Source organism: Candidatus Binatia bacterium (assembly GCA_023150935.1).
Taxonomy (GTDB): domain Bacteria; phylum Desulfobacterota; class Binatia; order HRBIN30; family HRBIN30; genus JAKLJW01.
The window spans coordinates 21,113-38,031 of record JAKLJW010000001.1 but is presented as its reverse complement, the minus strand read 5'-3'; the positions used below and the strand labels follow the sequence as shown (position 1 = coordinate 38,031).

16 protein-coding genes are annotated in these 16,919 nt (G+C 67.1%); 6 read left to right on the top strand and 10 right to left on the bottom strand.

Annotated elements, in window-relative coordinates; genetic code table 11:
• Positions 1-29 precede the first annotated feature (29 nt).
• The 3 genes from rnhA (at position 30) to L6Q96_00165 (ending at position 2,648) form a co-directional block, all read left to right on the top strand.
• Positions 30-509: a ribonuclease HI gene (rnhA, locus tag L6Q96_00175; protein ID MCK6552997.1), complete on the top strand. Its 480-nt coding sequence runs from the start codon at positions 30-32 to the stop codon at positions 507-509.
• Positions 510-691: 182 nt separating this feature from the next.
• A complete protein-coding gene (locus tag L6Q96_00170; GenBank protein ID MCK6552996.1) occupies positions 692-868 on the top strand; it encodes a hypothetical protein in 177 nt (58 codons plus the stop codon).
• Positions 869-941: 73 nt separating this feature from the next.
• Positions 942-2,648, top strand: a complete 1,707-nt coding sequence (locus L6Q96_00165; GenBank protein MCK6552995.1) for a cation:proton antiporter — start codon at positions 942-944, stop codon at positions 2,646-2,648.
• 19 nt (positions 2,649-2,667) lie between these two features.
• Here L6Q96_00165 and L6Q96_00160 read toward each other — a convergent pair whose 3' ends face one another.
• A complete protein-coding gene (locus tag L6Q96_00160; protein MCK6552994.1) occupies positions 2,668-3,009 on the bottom strand; it encodes a hypothetical protein in 342 nt (113 codons plus the stop codon).
• A gap of 311 nt (positions 3,010-3,320) precedes the next feature.
• On the opposite strand from L6Q96_00160, the gene L6Q96_00155 reads away from it, so the two are divergent.
• The gene (locus L6Q96_00155) at positions 3,321-3,887 is read left to right on the top strand and encodes a cytochrome c-type biogenesis protein CcmH (protein MCK6552993.1); all 567 of its coding nucleotides are present in this window, start codon (positions 3,321-3,323) and stop codon (positions 3,885-3,887) included.
• 79 nt (positions 3,888-3,966) lie between these two features.
• Complete coding sequence (locus L6Q96_00150; protein MCK6552992.1) at positions 3,967-4,410, top strand: CopD family protein; 444 nt, start codon at positions 3,967-3,969, stop codon at positions 4,408-4,410.
• Positions 4,411-4,486: 76 nt separating this feature from the next.
• On the opposite strand, the gene gcvPB is transcribed toward L6Q96_00150, so the two are convergent.
• From gcvPB to L6Q96_00115, 7 genes are all read right to left on the bottom strand, one after another.
• Complete coding sequence (gcvPB, locus tag L6Q96_00145) at positions 4,487-5,956, bottom strand: aminomethyl-transferring glycine dehydrogenase subunit GcvPB (protein ID MCK6552991.1); 1,470 nt, start codon at positions 5,954-5,956, stop codon at positions 4,487-4,489.
• Positions 5,957-5,960: 4 nt separating this feature from the next.
• A complete protein-coding gene (gcvPA, locus tag L6Q96_00140) occupies positions 5,961-7,298 on the bottom strand; it encodes an aminomethyl-transferring glycine dehydrogenase subunit GcvPA (protein MCK6552990.1) in 1,338 nt (445 codons plus the stop codon).
• 98 nt (positions 7,299-7,396) lie between these two features.
• Entirely contained in the window at positions 7,397-7,792 is a 396-nt protein-coding gene (gene gcvH / locus L6Q96_00135) for a glycine cleavage system protein GcvH (GenBank protein MCK6552989.1), read from the bottom strand.
• A gap of 3 nt (positions 7,793-7,795) precedes the next feature.
• Positions 7,796-8,887 (bottom strand): glycine cleavage system aminomethyltransferase GcvT, encoded by a 1,092-nt coding sequence (gene gcvT, locus L6Q96_00130; protein MCK6552988.1) that lies wholly within the window; start codon positions 8,885-8,887, stop codon positions 7,796-7,798.
• A gap of 87 nt (positions 8,888-8,974) precedes the next feature.
• A complete protein-coding gene (gene folD, locus L6Q96_00125; protein ID MCK6552987.1) occupies positions 8,975-9,838 on the bottom strand; it encodes a bifunctional methylenetetrahydrofolate dehydrogenase/methenyltetrahydrofolate cyclohydrolase FolD in 864 nt (287 codons plus the stop codon).
• Between the two features lie 398 nt (positions 9,839-10,236).
• A complete protein-coding gene (gene pgl / locus L6Q96_00120) occupies positions 10,237-10,965 on the bottom strand; it encodes a 6-phosphogluconolactonase (GenBank protein ID MCK6552986.1) in 729 nt (242 codons plus the stop codon).
• 25 nt (positions 10,966-10,990) lie between these two features.
• Entirely contained in the window at positions 10,991-11,386 is a 396-nt protein-coding gene (locus tag L6Q96_00115) for a hypothetical protein (protein ID MCK6552985.1), read from the bottom strand.
• A gap of 140 nt (positions 11,387-11,526) precedes the next feature.
• Between L6Q96_00115 and glgP the strand changes: the two genes are divergently transcribed.
• Positions 11,527-14,049, top strand: coding sequence for an alpha-glucan family phosphorylase (gene glgP / locus L6Q96_00110; GenBank protein MCK6552984.1), 2,523 nt, complete (start codon positions 11,527-11,529; stop codon positions 14,047-14,049).
• A gap of 499 nt (positions 14,050-14,548) precedes the next feature.
• Here the strand turns inward: glgP and L6Q96_00105 are convergent, their stop codons facing one another.
• Positions 14,549-15,079, bottom strand: coding sequence for a CRTAC1 family protein (locus L6Q96_00105; protein MCK6552983.1), 531 nt, complete (start codon positions 15,077-15,079; stop codon positions 14,549-14,551).
• Between the two features lie 54 nt (positions 15,080-15,133).
• On the bottom strand, positions 15,134-16,807 hold the full coding sequence (locus tag L6Q96_00100) for a VCBS repeat-containing protein (GenBank protein ID MCK6552982.1): 1,674 nt from the start codon (positions 16,805-16,807) through the stop codon (positions 15,134-15,136).
• Positions 16,808-16,919 lie beyond the last annotated feature (112 nt).

Here is a 16,919-nt window from a genome sequence, read left to right as displayed (position 1 = left end):
CGGCCGGCGCGGTTTCGTATGGTGTGCCAATGGCGCTTGCGCACGGCGATCCATTGGTGTCCGTCACGATCTACACGGACGGGGCATGCCTGGGGAACCCGGGTCCGGGCGGCTGGGCCGCCGTGCTGCTGTGGAACCGGCACCGTCGCGAGGTCAGCGGCTACGAGCCGCACACCACGAACAACCGCATGGAACTGAAAGCCGCCATCGAGGCCCTCGGGACACTGAAAAGGCCGTGCATCGTCGACCTGCACACGGATTCGCAGTACCTGCAGAACGGAATGCGCAGTTGGCTGGCGAACTGGAAGCGCAATCAATGGCGCACCGCCGACCGCCGGCCCGTCAAGAACGCCGAACTCTGGCAGGCCCTCGACCGGCTCGCGCAGGTACACCAGGTCCACTGGCACTGGGTGCGCGGCCACAGCGGCCACCCGGAAAACGAACGCTGCGACGAACTCGCCAACGAAGCTATCCGCCACCGCCACGGCATCTCCCAATCGGTTGGCTGAGCCCGTCTCGATCCACGATTTCCGCGGCGCACGCGTTCCACCTGGCCACAACGCCTGGCCACAACGCGCGCGGAGCGCACGTTCCACCTCGCCAACGCGCGCGGAGCGCACGTTCCACCCCCACTGTCTTTTCGGCGGCGGCTGAGGCTATACGGACAGGAAGCTTCGACGGAGGGTGTGCGATGGCAATCGAACTGACCGACCAGGAATGCGATTACCTGACCAAGTTGCTCGGTAAGCGGCACGACGAACTCCTGCACGAGCTGCATCACGCGGCAACGCGCGAGTACAAAGAGGGGTTACGCCGCGAAATCGACCTCACCGAGGCGTTGCAGCGTCGACTCGGATCGTCGCGGTGACCGCCGCGAGCGGAGGGAACCGGACCGCTACGCCACCGTAATCCGCGCCCCGCGGCATCTCCCCCTGCAGCACATGCACGGTGACAGCATCATCGTCGATCTGGGCCTCGCCATCGTGGCGGCGACCGGGCTGGCGTATGCGGCGCGTTTCCTCGGCCAGCCCATCCTGCTGGCGTACATCGCGGCCGGTCTGCTGATCGGGCCTCCGGGCCTGGGCCTGGTCCACAACGAACGAACGATCGCCGAACTTGCCGAGCTCGGCCTGGCGTTCCTGATGTTCATCGTGGGTCTCGAGATCGACCTCAAGAAGCTGGTCAGCTCGGGGCGCACCGGCGTACTGGTCGGCGTCCTGCAGGTGGTGTCGTGTTCCCTGCTCGCTGCCGGCGCCATGTGGCTGTTGGGATACCGCGGTCTGCCCCTGTTGTACCTCGGCGTGGCGTCGGCGTTCTCGAGCACCATGATCGTCGTCAAACTGCTCGCCGACGAGAGCGAGCTCGACACCGTCGACGGGCGCATCACCCTCGGCATACTGCTCGTACAAGACGTCCTGGCGATCGTCGTCCTCGCCCTGCAGCCCAACCTTCAGGAACCGTCCTTCGGACCGATCGGCACGTCGCTATTGAGCGGCCTGGGGCTGGTCGCGGTCGCCCTGGCCACCGCCCGCTTCGTCCTGCCGCCGCTGTTCCGCTGGGCGGCCAAGAGCCCGGAAATCGTGCTGATCTCCGCCATCTCCTGGTGCCTATTCATCGGCTACCTGGCAATCCTGGCGAACTTCTCGATCGCGATGGGGGCGCTGATTGCCGGGGTAACATTGTCGGCGCTGCCGTACACCCTCGACGTGGTCGCCAAGATCAGCGCGCTGCGCGACTTCTTCGTGACCCTATTTTTCGTCGCCCTCGGCATGCAGCTCGAGCTCGGCACCCCGGCGGTTCTGGCGTCCGCCGCGGTGCTGTCGGCCGCGGTTATCGTGAGCCGCTTCCTGACCGTCGGCCCTCTTCTCGTCGCGCTCGGCTACGGGCCTCGGGTCGGAATCCTCAGTTCCCTGGCCCTTGCGCAGACGGGAGAGTTCGCGCTGGTTATCGTCACGGTCGGCCTCGCCCTGGGACAGATAGATCGCGACGTGGCCTCGGTCATTGCGCTGGCGCTGGTCGTCACCGCAACGCTTTCGACCTACATGATGACGGCCCGCCATCGCCTCGCGCAGCGCTGGGTGTCGGCGCTACAACGGTTGGGTTTGCAAGTCGACGCAGGCCCGGAAGCCGCCACCGATTCTCTCCCGGCCGCGCCGGAAATCGTGCTTCTCGGCTTCCATCGTGTCGCCAGTTCTCTGCTCCACCGATTGCAGTACGAGATGGTCGGCAGGCACCGATTTGTCGTCGTCGATTTCAGCCCGGAGGTGTTCCGCCACCTGCGCGAGGTGGCAGTGCCGGTGGTTTACGGCGACATCAGCCACCTCGACACGCTGGCCCACGCGGGGGTTGCGTCGGCTCGGGTCGTCATCTCGACGGTGTCGGATGACTTCCTGCGGGGCACCGACAACGCCACCCTGCTGCGGCAGGTGCGGCGTTTGAACGCCAACGCCCGGGTGATTTTGGCGGCGGAGACTCTGGCTCGCGCCCGCGCTCTTTACGAGGCCGGGGCGGACTACGTGATTCTACCGCGCGACGAAACTGCAAAGGCCTACGAGGTCGCGCTGCAAGCGCTCGAGGAAGGGCGCCTCGACGATCTCCGATCTCAGGCCATGCAAGAGCTTGCCGACCGCGAAGAAGTCATGACCTGAGCCGCCCCACGGCCGCCGGCTAGCGGCGGCCCCGACCTCCCTGCTGGGGGCGAAACCAGGAGCTGCCTTCGAGCTTGGCGCGTTCGAGCTTGGTGCTGAAGATATGGCCGGGCTCGTTCCACATCCGATCGCGGGCGCGCTTCATCGCGCTCCGCAGCCGGTGCCGCGCCGCGGGCTCTTTGCGCGCCTGGTCAATGTCCGCTTCTGCAACTTCCAGGGTACCGCTGCGCCTGCCGCAGGACAGCGCCACCGTAACGCCGGGCCGGTTGGTGTCGGAGCTGGGGACCACCTTGATTGCGATCTTCTTGTCGATGCTGCGCATCACGCTGGTCAACAGCGCTTCGACGTCGGTAAGGACCATCGCGTCACCTTCCTTCCCGCAAAGCGCGTGAAAAGTCGTCGAACCACGACGCTCGGTGATGCGGCGCTGGGGGGCGACGGACGCTGAGCAGAGAGGATCCCTAGACGTGCGTGGCCTGCAAGTCAATTCTGGCAGTCTCCGCGTGACTGCGTTCACACGGCCACCACAACCCCGGCGGTTCCACGGCCGACGCGCGGGCCTGCGACAGGTTGCCGCATCGACAGGCGGGTACGTGTATCTTACGAATTTCGTCGATGATGCCGTGGCGCGTGACACGGGGATGGGGAGAGCCGGGGCGGCGCCCTCCCCAAATGCAATCCGCGCGCGCCGCCGACACCGGGGGCGTTCGTTTCACGGTGCGGCACGCGTCGCCGCGGTTTCTTCGCCGCCCCACCCGGAGCGCGGCACTGACAATTGTCGTTGCAGGTCTGATCGGGATCGTCGCGGGCAGCGGCCGGGCCGGCGGGGTTGAGCAACCCGATCCCGGGGTGGCGCTCGCGGCGCGTCGGGTAGAATCCCAGTTGATCGCCCCCTGCTGTTTTTCTCAGACCGTCGACAACCACTCCAGCCCCCTCGCCGACGAGATCAAGCGGGACGTCATCCGGCGTCTGAGGGCCGGCGAATCGGAGGCGGCAATTCTGGCGGCGTATCGCGGACGATACGGGGACCGCATCCTGGCCGCCCCGCCGGCGAGCGGATTCAACGTACTCGCCTACGTTATGCCGCCGTTGTTTTTCGCCGCGGGCGTGGCGACGGCAGCATGGTGGTTGCGGCGCCGCCTGCGCCAGCCGCGGGCGCACATGCCCGGGCCGGCGGCGGCCGTCGATCCGCGGCTCCAGGCCCGCTTCGACACGGAACTGGCGTGCCTCGATCCCTGAGCCGGCCGCCCCGGCGCAAGTGCGCCCACGCGGACGATGGGGTTTAGACTGGCAGGCGATTCGGGTATGGGGGGCTTGAATGTACCCCCTGATGATCACCCTGCACGTCCTTGGCGCCACGGTCTGGACCGGCGGTCATCTCGTGCTGGTACTCGGCTTTTTGCTGGAGGCGCTGCGCCGGGGCGACCCGGAAATCGTCAGGTTCTTCGAGTCGCGCTACGAACGAGTGGGAATTCCGGCTCTGGTCGTGCAGGTGGTGACCGGCCTGTGGCTGGCGACGGTCTACGTGCCGGACGTGCGGCAGTGGCTGGCCTTCGACACGCCGGTGTCGCGCCTGATCGGCGTCAAGTTGCTCCTGCTGGCGGCCACCGTGGCCCTGGCGGCCGACGCGCGGTTGCGGCTCATTCCCCGGCTCGGCAAGGGCAACTTGCAGGCTCTCGCGTGGCACATCGTGCCGGTGTCGCTGGTCGCGGTGCTGCTGGCGATCGTCGGCGTCGGCGTGCGACTGGGCGGCTGGTGGTGAGTTGGGGGGGGGGACAGACGAACCGCCCATCGTCGTCGGTTGCCTCTCGGGCCGGCGGTGCGGTTCGCGCCCCCGGTCACGCTTTCCAGCGTAGCACTGGATGGCGGGCGGCGCGGGCTTCGTCGAGGCGACTGACGGGGGTGCGGGTCGGCGCTTCCTGCAACACGAGCGGGGTTTCGCGGGCCTCACGGGCGATGGTCAGCATGGCGTCGACGAATTCGTCGAGCGTCTCCTTGCTCTCGGTTTCGGTGGGTTCGATCATGATCGCGCCACTGACGACCAGGGGGAAATAAATCGTCGGCGCGTAGAAACCGTAATCGAGCAAGCGCTTGGCAATGTCGAGCGTCTTCACCCCGTGCGGTTCTAAACCACGGTCGCTGAAGACGCACTCGTGCATGCAGGTATCAGGGTAGGTCAGGTGGTACGCTCCGCCGAGGCGCTTGCGGATGTAATTCGCGGCTAGCACCGCCATGCGTGTCGCCGCGGCGAGGCCGTCTCCACCCATGGCAAGAATGTACGCGTAGGCGCGTATCAGCATGCCGAAGTTGCCGTGGAAGGAGCGCACGCGCCCGATGGAACGTGGGAAGTCGTCGCTCCAGGCGAACCTGTCTCCCCTCCGCACCAGACGCGGCGTCGGCAAGTAAGGCTCGAGCGTGTCGGCAGCGCCGATCGGTCCCGCGCCCGGGCCGCCACCGCCGTGCGGCGTGGAGAAAGTTTTGTGGAGGTTGAACTGCAGGACATCGGCGCCCATGTGCGCCGGCCTGGCGACGCCGAGTAGCGCGTTGAGATTGGCGCCGTCTAGATAGACGAGACCGCCGCGGTCGTGGACCGCGGCCGCCACCTGCACGATCTCCCGCTCGAACAAGCCCAGCGTGTTCGGATTCGTGATCATCAAGGCGGCGACGTCATCGTCCATCGCGCGCCGGACCGCGTCGGCCTCGATGAGGCCGATGCGGTTTCCCTGGACCTGAACGGCGCTGTATCCGCAGAGCGCCGCGCTCGCCGGGTTGGTGCCGTGAGCGCTGGCGGGAATGAGCACCTTCTTACGCGGCCGGCCGCGATCGGCATGGTACGCGCGAATCATCTTCATACCGGCAAGCTCGCCCTGGGCGCCCGCGGCCGGCTGCAAACTGACGGCGGTCATGCCGCTGACGTCGGCCAGCATGCCTTCCAGCTCCCACATCAGCGCCAGTGCGCCCTGGGCGGCATCGTCGGGGACCAGCGGATGAAGATCGGCGAATCCCGGCAAACGAGCGACCAGCTCGTTGACGACCGGGTTGTATTTCATCGTGCACGAGCCGAGCGGATAGAACGTCGTGGCCGTGCCGTAGTTCCACTGCGACAAGCGCAGAAAATGCCGCAGCACCTCGGGCTCGCTGACCTCGGGAAAACCCTCGATCGGCGGCCGCAGCAGTTCGGCCGGCAGGAACTCGACCGCGTCGGCCGCCGCGGCCGGCACCGCAACGCCGCTACGGCCGGCGCGGCTACGCTCGAAAATCAGCGGCTCGTCGAGCAGCAGTCCAGCCTGTTTCCCTGGCGTCGTCATTGCGTCACCCGAGCGCGGCGGTCAGGTCGTCGATCGCAGCGGAAGAGTGCATTTCGGTGACGCACAGCAGCAGCGCATCTGACAGCTCCGGGTACCACTGCCCCAGAAGCACTCCGGCGAGCACGCCGCGCCCCCGCGCGCCCGCCCACGCCGCTCCGGCCCCCGCACCGCGCAGCACGAACTCGTTAAAGAACGGCGCCTCGAAACCGAGCCGCCAGCGTCCGCCGGCAGTCAGTCGCGTCGCGGTCTGATGTGCCCGCGCGGTGTTGGTCGCAGCAAGATCGCGCAGGCCCGACTTACCCAGCATCGACAGGTAGACCGTGACCGCCAGCGCGACGAGGCCGTGGTTGGTGCAAATGTTCGACGTCGCCTTCTCGCGGCGAATATGCTGCTCGCGGGTCGCCAGCGTCAGCACGTAGCCGCGCCGCCCTGCCCCGTCGGTCGCCTCGCCGACCAGACGCCCGGGCATGGACCGGACAAAGGCATTGCGGGTCGCGAACAAGCCCACCCCGGGACCGCCGTACGACAGCGGCACGCCGAGACTCTGCCCTTCGGCCACGGCAATGTCCGCACCGTAGTGACCCGGCGGCTGGAGAAGCGCCAGGGAGAGGGCCTCCTGGGTTGCGGTAATCAACAGCGCTCCGCGATCGTGCGCGAGAGCGGCCAGCCGGCCCAGGTCCTCGACGACGCCGAAGAAGTTCGGGTAGCCCACGACCACGGCAGCCGTCCGGTCGTCAATCGACGCGCCCAGCGAGTCGAGGTCGGTGCGGCCCGCGGGGTCGAACGGCGCCTCGGTAAGCTCCACGCTACCGGCACCGGCACAGTAGGTGCGCACGACTTCGCGGTATTGCGGATGGAGGGCGCGCGACAGGACGACTCTGGGGCGTTTGGCGGCCATACGGTGCGCCATCAACACCGCCTCTGCGGTCGCCGAAGCGCCGTCGTACATGCTGGCGTTGGCCACCTCCATGCCGAACAGCATGGCCGTCAGGCTTTGAAACTCGAAGATGGCCTGCAACGTTCCCTGACTGACCTCGGGCTGGTACGGAGTGTAGGCCGAGTAGAATTCCGCGCGCTGCAGAATCTGATCGACCACCGCGGGCACGAAGTGCGGATAGGCCCCGGCACCCAGAAAAGCGTGCGTCGCCCCGGTGTTGTTGCGCGCCGCCATCGCGTCGAGACGGCTCCGGACCTCCTGCTCCGAGAGGCCGGGCGGCAAGCTCAAGCCGGCACGGCTGCGCAGCTCTTCCGGAACCGTGGCGAGCAGATCGTCGACCGAACCGACCCCGACGACATCGAGCATCGCTCGGATGTCGTCTTCGGTATGGGGAAGGAAACGCACAAGCGTGAGTGTGCCTGAAATCGGCGTTGAAGGAACCGCGGAAACCAGCCGGCTCGGCGGCCGGTCCGGACGCGTCGCCACATGGCGGAACGCAGACCCTATTCCTTTTCTTCTTCCTCGGCGACGTACTCCTTGTACTCGTCGGCGGTCATCAGGTCGTCGAGTTCCTCGGCGTCGGAAACCTCGATCTTTATCATCCAACCGTCGCCGTACGGATCGTCGTTTACCATTTCGGGGTTCTCCGGGAGATCGTCGTTAGCCTCCAGAACCTTCCCCGAGATCGGAGCGTAGATATCGTTGACCGACTTCACGGACTCGACGACGCCGAACGCGTCATCCTTGCTCACCTTGTCCCCGATTGCCGGTAGCTCCACAAAGACGATGTCACCCAACTGCTCCTGGGCGTAGTCGGTAATGCCGATCGTGGCTACGCTGCCCTCGACCAAAACCCATTCGTGCTCCTTCGAGTACTTGAGGTCGTCCGGGAACTCCATCTCCTATCTCCTTGCCTCGGCACGCCGGTAAAACGGTAGCGCCACCACTTCGCAGCGCACGATCCGCTCGCGGACCTTGACGCCGAGGTGCGTACCCACTTCGTGCAAACCGCTGGCGACATAGCCTAAGCCAATTGCCTTGCCAAGAGTGGGTGACTTGGTCCCGCTGGTGACCGTTCCGACGGGTCGGTCGCCGTCCACAATGGCGTACCCCTGCCGCGGAATGCCAGGCTCGCACATGGCGAGACCGACCAGACGACGCGTCACGCCGGCCGCGCGCTGCCGCTGCAGCGCCGCTCTGCCGACGAACGACGGCTTGGCAAAACGGACCACCCAGGCGAGACCGGCTTCGAGCGGCGTCGTCGCTTCGCTGAGCTCGTGTCCGTAGAGCGGCAACGCGCGTTCGAGGCGCAGCGTGTCGCGGGCGCCCAGGCCCGCAAGGGACATCCCGTGCGGCTCACCGGCCTGCCGCAGCGTCTCCCACAATTTCACGGCATCGGCGGCCGCACAGTACAGCTCCCAGCCGTCTTCGCCCGTGTAGCCGGTGTGGGCGACGAGGACGAGACAACCGGCGACCCGGCCCTCGCGGCAGGCGAACGGCGGCAGGTCGGCAAGGGGAATATCGGTCAGGCCGCGGAGGATCTCGGTAGCCAGCGGCCCCTGCAGCGCGAGCTGCGCCGTGGCGTCGCTGCGATCGACCACTTCGGCGGCCCCGGCGTGCTCGCGGATCCACGCCAGGTCCTTGTCGACGTTGGCGGCGTTGACGCACAACAAGATGCGGTCGGCGGCGAGGCGATGGACCATGATGTCGTCGACGACGCCGCCCGTTGGCAGGCAGAGGAGAGAATACTGCGCTTGCCCGTCGGCAAGGCGGCCAACGTCATTGACGGTCAGTTCCTGGGCGGCGGCGACGGCGTGCGGCCCGCGCAGCTCTATCTCGCCCATGTGGCTGACGTCGAAAAGGCCGGCCCGCGTGCGCACCGCGGCGTGCTCGTCCTGAATGCCGGTGTACTGGACCGGCAGCTCCCAGCCGCCGAAGTCGACGAACCGTGCGCCGGCAGCGCGCTGTGCGGAGTAGAGAGGTGTGCGTTTCATAGTCGGGAGTCGAGAGTTGAGAGGCGGCAGGCGACGGTCGCGAAGCGACCGCCACACGACGAATAACGAGCCACGGGCGTCGCCAGTTCATTCGCCATGGGCTGCGGCCTGCCGGTGCGCTGCCGCCAGGGTGTTGCGCAGCAGCATGGCGACGGTCATCGGACCGACGCCGCCCGGTACGGGGGTGATGAAGCCGGCACGCTCGCGGGCGCCGGCGAAGTCGACGTCGCCGGTGAGTCGCCCGTCGGACAGACGGTTAATTCCGACGTCGATGACGACGCTGCCCGGCCGAATCCAGGCGCCGTCGATCAGCCCGGGACGTCCGATGGCCGCCACGACCACATCGGCGCGCCCCACCTCCCGGTCGAGGTGGCGAGTGCGGGAGTGGCAGATGGTGACCGTCGCGTGCTCCTCGAGCAGCATGAGCGCGACGGGTTTACCGACCAGGTTGCTGCGGCCGATGACCAAGGCCTGCGCGCCCTCTAACGCAGTCCCGGTGGTGGCAATCAATCGCATCACGCCGAGCGGCGTGCAGGGGCGCAAACCGTCCTCGCCCATCAAGAGGCGGGCCTGGTTGATCGGGTGCAGGCCGTCGACGTCCTTGTCCGGGTCGATCGTCGCCAGCACCGCGTGGGTGTTCAGATGCGCCGGCAGCGGCAGTTGCACGAGGATGCCGTGCACGTCGCTGCGCGCGTTGAGACTGCGGACCAGGCTGTCCAGCTCTGCCTGCGTGGCGCGGGCGGGCAACTCGTGCGGCACCGAGGCGATGCCGACCTCCGAGCACGCCTTGCGTTTGCTGCGCACGTAGGTCGCCGAAGCGGCGTCCTGGCCAACGAGCACGGTGGCGAGGCTGGGGGCAGAATCGAACGCCGCGCGGAAAGCCGCGACGTCGCGCCGCACTTCCTCGCGCACCTGCGCGGCAACCGCCTTGCCGTCGATGATCGCGCCCACGGCCGTCGGATTAGTCGATGCCTCGCGGGTTGTAAATCCGGCCCCCGTCCGGTCGCCCCCCGTCGCAGACCCCGCCGCGCCGTCATCGAAAGTCGACCGATGCTCCCCCGGTCAGTCGTCGTTCAGCCGCAACACCTGCCCGACGTCCAGGATGCCCAGCAAAGACAACGGGACGTCGACGTTCACGTTCGGCACGAAGCGAGAGTCAACGGTTACTTACTAGTGATGGGCACAATTACGGCGACGTATTCCGTACGACGCTTCCCGTTCGCCCCGAGTAGCCCCGTTTTCTCAGGGGCGTATCGAGGGGCAGCCTGGCGAGCGGCTTTGCGGCCCCGCCCCTCGATACGCCGCCGAAAAGATGGCGCTACTCGGGACGAACGAAATACGTCGCCGGACTAATGAACCGGAGCACTTAGCCGGCTGGCCGCGGCGGCATCCAGCAGAAACAGGGCGTGCCGGCCACCGCGTGCCGCCAACGCCACCGGAAGCGTGGAGGCCGGCGACTCGATAGCCTCGCACAAGGCCGTCGCCTTCGCGGCCCCGAAGGCCGCGACACAAACGAGCGCGGCGGTGCACAACGCCGGCAGCGTGAGGGTCAAGCGTTGCGGTGGAGGTTTGGGCGAATCGTGCACGGCCACCACCCAGGCGTCTTGCTCGGTCAGCGCGGCATGGCCCGGAAACAACGAGCAGACGTGCCCCTCGGGTCCAACCCCGAGGAGAGCAATGTCCAGGCGCGGCGGCGAGCCCAGCAGGCCGCGCAGATCGCGCCCGTACGCGGCGGCCGCGGCGTCCATATCCGCCGCCTCGGCGGCCATGCGATGGATGTTCGCAGCGGGGATCGGAACGCGGTCAAGCAACGCCGCGCGGGCCGCTCCGAAGTTCGACTCCGGATCGTCGGGCGGCACCGCGCGCTCGTCGCCCCAGACGACCTGCACGCTGCGCCAATCGACCTGCGCGTGCGCGAGGGGTGGGAAGAAGGTCTGCGCCACGGAACCGCCGGGAAGCGCGATGGTGAAGCGCCCGCGCTCCGCGACCGCCGCTGCGGCGGCCGCCGTGAACCGCTCGCAAAAGACCTCGGCGAGCGCCGCCGGCCCGTCGACGACGATCTCGAACGGCGCCGTCATGGTTTGGCTGACGCGCGGCCGACTATTACCACCACCACCACGGACCCATCGTCGCCGCGCTCTCGGCGGCTTCGGCGGCTTCGAGCTGTTCGTCGGCGATCTGCTTTTGCAGGGCGAGACGGCGGTACTGCTGGTACTGGGCCTCGGTTCCGACGTAGACGCATTTGCAGTTGTAAGGGTCGGCGTATGTGTAAACCACCTTCCCATCCTTGACGCGCGAGATCAGTTTGAGCGGCGGGTCGAGGGCTTCCAGTTTCGCCGCTTCGGTCGGGTCGTCGGCGACCTGCATCGTGAAGCCCGCCGCGGCAAGGATCTCCTCCGTGCTCTCCGCTTCGCTGCGCCGGATCGCACTGCACCCTGCCGCCAGCACGGCCGCGGCCACCACCAGCACTACGCCCGTTGTTATCGACCTGCCGTACATCGTCGCCGTCCTCCTCCTCGTTGTCCGTGCTCCGCAGCTTGCAAGATCCGACAAAGACTGTACATCGGGGCAGCAGTGGAGTCCAACTTGCGGCTGTCCCACGGTCCACTGTGGGGGTCGAGGCAGAGAGGGAGGACACGATGGCTGAAGAGGGATTCCGATACTTGCTGCCCCCGGTCAAGGGAATCGAATTCCTTGCCGAGCTGGCCCTGGATACGCGCTGGTACTGGATTCACTCGGCGGACGAACTCTGGAAGCTGATCGATCCGGAGGTGTGGGCGCTCACGCGCAACCCCTGGCTGATTCTGCAGACGGTGTCCGAATCGAGACTCAAGGAACTGGCAGCGGACCCGAAAGTGCAGAAGCTCGGTCGCGCGATTCTCGAGGCCTACCGGCAGGTGCTGCAGGCGCCGGCATGGTTCCAGGCGGCGCATCCGCAACCGCCGCTCGGGGCGGTGGCGTACTTCTGCATGGAGTTCATGCTGACCGAAGCGCTACCGATCTACTCCGGCGGCCTCGGCAACGTCGCCGGCGACCAGCTTAAGGCGGCCAGCGATCTCGGCGTGCCGGTTCATGGCGTCGGACTGCTCTATCAGCAGGGGTACTTCCGCCAGGTGCTCGACCGGGACGGCGGGCAGCAGGCCCTTTACCCGCACAACGATCCCGTACAGATGCCGGTGGTGCCGGTGCGCACCGACGGCGAGTGGCTGCGGCTGAGCATCGACCTGCCCGGGCGCAAGTTGTGGTTGCGCACCTGGGAGGTGCGTGTGGGCCGTGCCCGACTGTACCTGCTCGACAGCAACGACCCCGCGAATCTGCCCGCGGACCGCGGTATCACCAGCGAACTCTACGGGGGCGGCCCCGAGCTGCGGCTGCAACAAGAAATGGTCCTCGGCATCGGCGGCTGGCGGCTGCTGCGCGCGATCGGCGTCGACCCAATCGTGTGTCATCTGAACGAAGGGCACGCAGCCTTCGCGGTGCTCGAGCGCGCGCGCGACTTCATGCGCGCGAACCAACAGCCCTTCGACGTCGCGCTGGTCGTCACCCGCGCGGGCAATCTGTTCACGACTCACACCGCCGTACCTGCCGGGTTCGATCGCTTCGAGCCCGGGTTGTTCCGCACCTACATGTCGCCGTACGCAGACGATCTCGGCATCGGCGTGGACGCCGTGCTGGCGCTCGGGCGGGGTAACCCGGCGGATGTTTCGGAGTCCTTCAACATGGCTTATCTGGCGATCCGGGCGAGTGGCGCAGTCAACGGCGTCAGCGAGCTTCACGGCGTCGTCAGTCGCGGCCTGTTCGCCCCGCTCTTTCCGCGCTGGCCGGTGGCGGAGGTGCCCGTCGGCGCGGTGACCAACGGCGTCCATGCCCCGACCTGGGATTCGGCCGCGGCTGACGCCCTGTGGACGAAGCGTTGCGGTCAGGCGCGTTGGCTCGAGGGAATGCCGAAAGTCGAGCAGGACTTCCAGAAGGCCACCGACGCCGAACTCTGGCAGCTCCGCTCCAACGGCCGCCGGGACCTCGTACGCTGGACCCGGCAGCGACTCGCGCGGCAATTCGCCGCCGCCGGAGCCTCCGCACGCGAGGTCGGAGAAACCGAGCAGATCTTCGACCCCGACGCGCTCACCATCGGCTTTGCCCGGCGTTTTGCGACCTACAAGCGGCCGAATCTGCTGCTGCGCGACCCGCAGAGGCTGATGCGCCTGCTCACCAACCCCAAGATGCCGGTGCAAATCGTCGTTGCGGGCAAAGCGCATCCCCAGGACGAACCGGGCAAAGCGCTCGTGCGGCAGTGGGTGCAGTTCACACGCGATCCGGCAGTCGCGCGCCACGTTGCGTTCGTCGCCGACTACGACATGTCGGTCACCGAGAACCTGGTGCAGGGGGTCGATCTCTGGCTGAACAACCCGCGGCGGCCGTGGGAAGCGTGCGGTACGAGCGGCATGAAGGTGCTGGTTAACGGCGGCCTCAACTTTTCCGAGCTCGACGGTTGGTGGGCGGAGGCGTACGCGCCGGAGTTCGGCTGGGCGCTGGGCGACGGCAAGGAGCACGGCGACGATCCGGCGTGGGATGCCGCCGAGGCCGAGACCCTGTACCGACTCCTCGAAACCGAAGTGGTGCCCCTGTTCTACACGCGCAACGGCGACGGTATTCCGGCTGGTTGGGTGGCAAAGATGCGCGCCAGCATGGCGCGTCTTACGCCCCGGTTCTCGACCAACCGGGCCGTGCGCGAGTACACGGAGAAGCACTACCTGGCCGCGGCGCAGGCGTACGCGGGCCGAGCCGCCGATAAGGGCCGGCTCGGCGCCGAGATCCTGCGCTGGTCACGAACCCTGGCTCAGCGCTGGGGCACCTTGAGGTTCGGGGACGTCCGCGTCAATACGGCCAAGAACCGGCATCGGTTCGACATTCACGTCTATCTCGGCGACGTCGACGCCGGCAGCGTGGCGATCGAGTTGTACGCGGAAGGCCTCGACGGCGGCGCCCCGGTGCGCGTGCCATTGCAGCGCGGCGCGGCGCTAACGGGGGCCACCAACGCGTTTCTCTATTCCGGCGACGTGGCGGCGGACCGCTCGCCGAACGATTACACGGCCCGCGTCGTCCCCGCTCACCCGGCCGCGATGGTGCCGTTGGAGGCGGCGCAGATCCTCTGGGAGCGCTGATTTGCAATTGCAGCGGAGCGCGGATGGCGCAAAGAAGTCGGATTTGGATGGCGAGGCTCCCGCCGAGCCGAGATCCCTGACCCGACGATGAATCGCCGGGCTCAAGCCAGTCGCCCCATAAACGTGGCGTGCGCGCGCGTACCCACGCACGGCACGGACATAGGGGCTGGTGGACTTATTGTTCGCGTCCGCTTCCCCATTGCCGAAGTAGACGTGCCACGCGTTGCCCGGGGTGTTCTGATACGTAGTAGACGACCAGTAGTTGCCCGAAGCGGTGCAGCTGCACACCGGCCCGCCGACCCCGTCGACCGTGCAACCGGCCGTGCAACTCGAGTTGAAGGCACCGTGCACCGAAGGATACGACGCGCCGTAGTTGACGAGACTCTGCAGCTCGTTGACGTTCGGGATCCGGCAGTCGGCATATTTCCCCGCCGCCTGGTTCTTTTCTGTTCGGGCGTCAGCCCCCCGCGGAGGGCACCACATTTTCAGCGTCTTGAGACTACCGCCAGGTCATGGGCACTCCCGCCGTGGTGGCCCGAGTATCCCCCTCGCGTACAAAGAGGCGGCGATCGGCCACGGTATCGAACAGGAGCGTCACCTCGCCGGAGGGCCAGTCGATGCGAACTTCATCGGCGCGATCCGCCTTGCCGAGTCCGAAGTGCTGGACCAACGACGACGCCGAAAGATACGCCGAGCCGGCCCGCACCTCGCGAGTCTGCCGCTTCCCTCCGGCCGCTACCGTAATTCGGGCGCCGACGGCGTCGCGGTTGCTGCGCGTGCCCTCCAGGTCGATCTCCAGCCAGTGGCCGGATCCACCGCGATTGTGCAGCAGTTGCGCCGGCTGCCGATAGTTCCGCAGGACGACGTCGACCTGCCCATCCTGATCGTAATCGACGATCGACACCCCGCGCCCGTCCTCGATCCGGTCGGCGGCGTTGACGTAGGCGACGTCTACGAACGTACCGTCGCCGTTGTTGCGCAGAAGATAGTCGCGCTCCATGCCGTTGAGGCTGTGCTCACCGATGCTCACCAGTTGCCCGGTCCTCTGGTCGCGGCGTCGACCGACGCCGTCGAACATGTCCAGTCATATATCGTCGGGGAGGTCCCCCGTGATGAACCCGTTGCTGGCGTAAATGTCGAGCCGGCCGTCGTTATTGTAGTCGAGGAACTCCGCGCCCCACCCCCATTGCGTGTCGCGCACGCCGGCCGCCTCGCTGACGTCGGTGAAGGTGCCGTCGCCGTTGTTGCGCAGCAACGAGCTGCCGCGGGTAAGCTCCTCGATGATCTTTTCGACGTCCGACCGGGGCACCCAACTAAAGTACCACGGCACCGGCGGCGGGAACTCCGGATGGAACAACACCCACCGCGAGTTGGCGTACATGTTGGAAACGAAGATGTCCTGATCCCCGTCGTTGTCGTAGTCGCCCCACGCAATCCCCATCGCCGCACCGCGGTCTTCCGCGCCGGCCACTGCCGCGACGTCGGTAAACGTTCCATCGCGGTTATTGCGGTACAGAGCGTTGGTCCCGAATTCGTTGCCGACGTAAATGTCCGGATAGCCGTCGTTATTGTAGTCGCCCCACGCGCCGGCGAGTCCCCAACCCGGCTCTCTGATGCCGGCGACTTCGGAGACATCGGTGAAGGTGCCGTCGCCGTTGTTTCGGTACAGCGAGTCGCCAACCCCGTTGCGGGCATCCCAGTTCGGCTCCGGCGCCGTGTTCTCGTGATCCCCCATACGGACGACGAACACATCGAGGAAGCCATCGCGGTCGTAGTCCGCAACGATGGGCATGCTCGACCAGGCGCTCGGTCCGATGCCGGCGTTCTCGGAGACGTCGGTGAAACGGGAGCAGCCATCGTTGCGGTAGAAGCGCTCGCCGCGAATACCGACGATCCACAGATCCGGATCGCCGTCGTTGTCGGCGTCGAAGAACACCAGGCCGGTTCCCGCGATATCGAGCCGTGGAGGAAAGTCGCTGGCCGCCGTCGCGTCGGAAAACGTGCCGTCGCCGCTGTTGCGGTAAAGCGCGAGCCGCGAACTGCTCAACAGGGCAACATCTTCGAAGCCGTCGCAGTCGATATCGGCCACCGCCGCACCCGAGCTGCCGGCCATGTCGCCGATGAGCCGAAACACCGGCGATCCTTCCACCTCGTGAACGTCGCGGATGCCTGCCGCTTCGGTTGCGATCTCGAACCGCGGCTGCGCCGCGCTGACGGTCTCTCGACTGCGGACTTCCTCGCCGGCGATCACCCAGCGGTCGTTGCGGCGGTCGATCCAGACGCGGGTCCATTGATCGAGGAGCATTCGTTCGCCGTTTGGCGCCACCCCGCGCACGATCAGGTGGAAGTCGGCGGGATATCCGAGCGGCGACGGCCGGTCCCAGTGCACCCGATGGATGCGGAGGTCGGCCTTTTCGATGTCGCGGAACTGCGCGAGGAGAATGTCGTAACGGTGTCCGATCGGCTCCGGGCCGGACCGTCCCGACCAGCGCGTGCGCCGTTCCGCGAATCCGTCGCTGACCGGTGTCGCGGCATCCCACGTAAGACCGGTCCCCGTATCGGTGGCGTAATGGGCGAGGATTGCGGTCTTGTCCTTCGCCTTGATGTCACGGGGCAGGTGGCGGTGCATGGAGGAGTTGACGGGCTCGACGACCGACTGGCGAACTTCCTCCCAGTGCCGCCCGGCAAACATCAGGCAGCCGCCGACAAACGGCAGCGTAGCAAGGACGAGAAACGCCGCGACCGTCCGCGCCAGCACGGTCCGGCGCCGCGGGCCGCCTGCCCTTGCCGGGGCCGGAGCGCTTACCCGTTCCGCCGCCGATCGTGCTGCAGCCCTCTCCGCGCTCATCGAATCCAAGCAGTGCCCCACT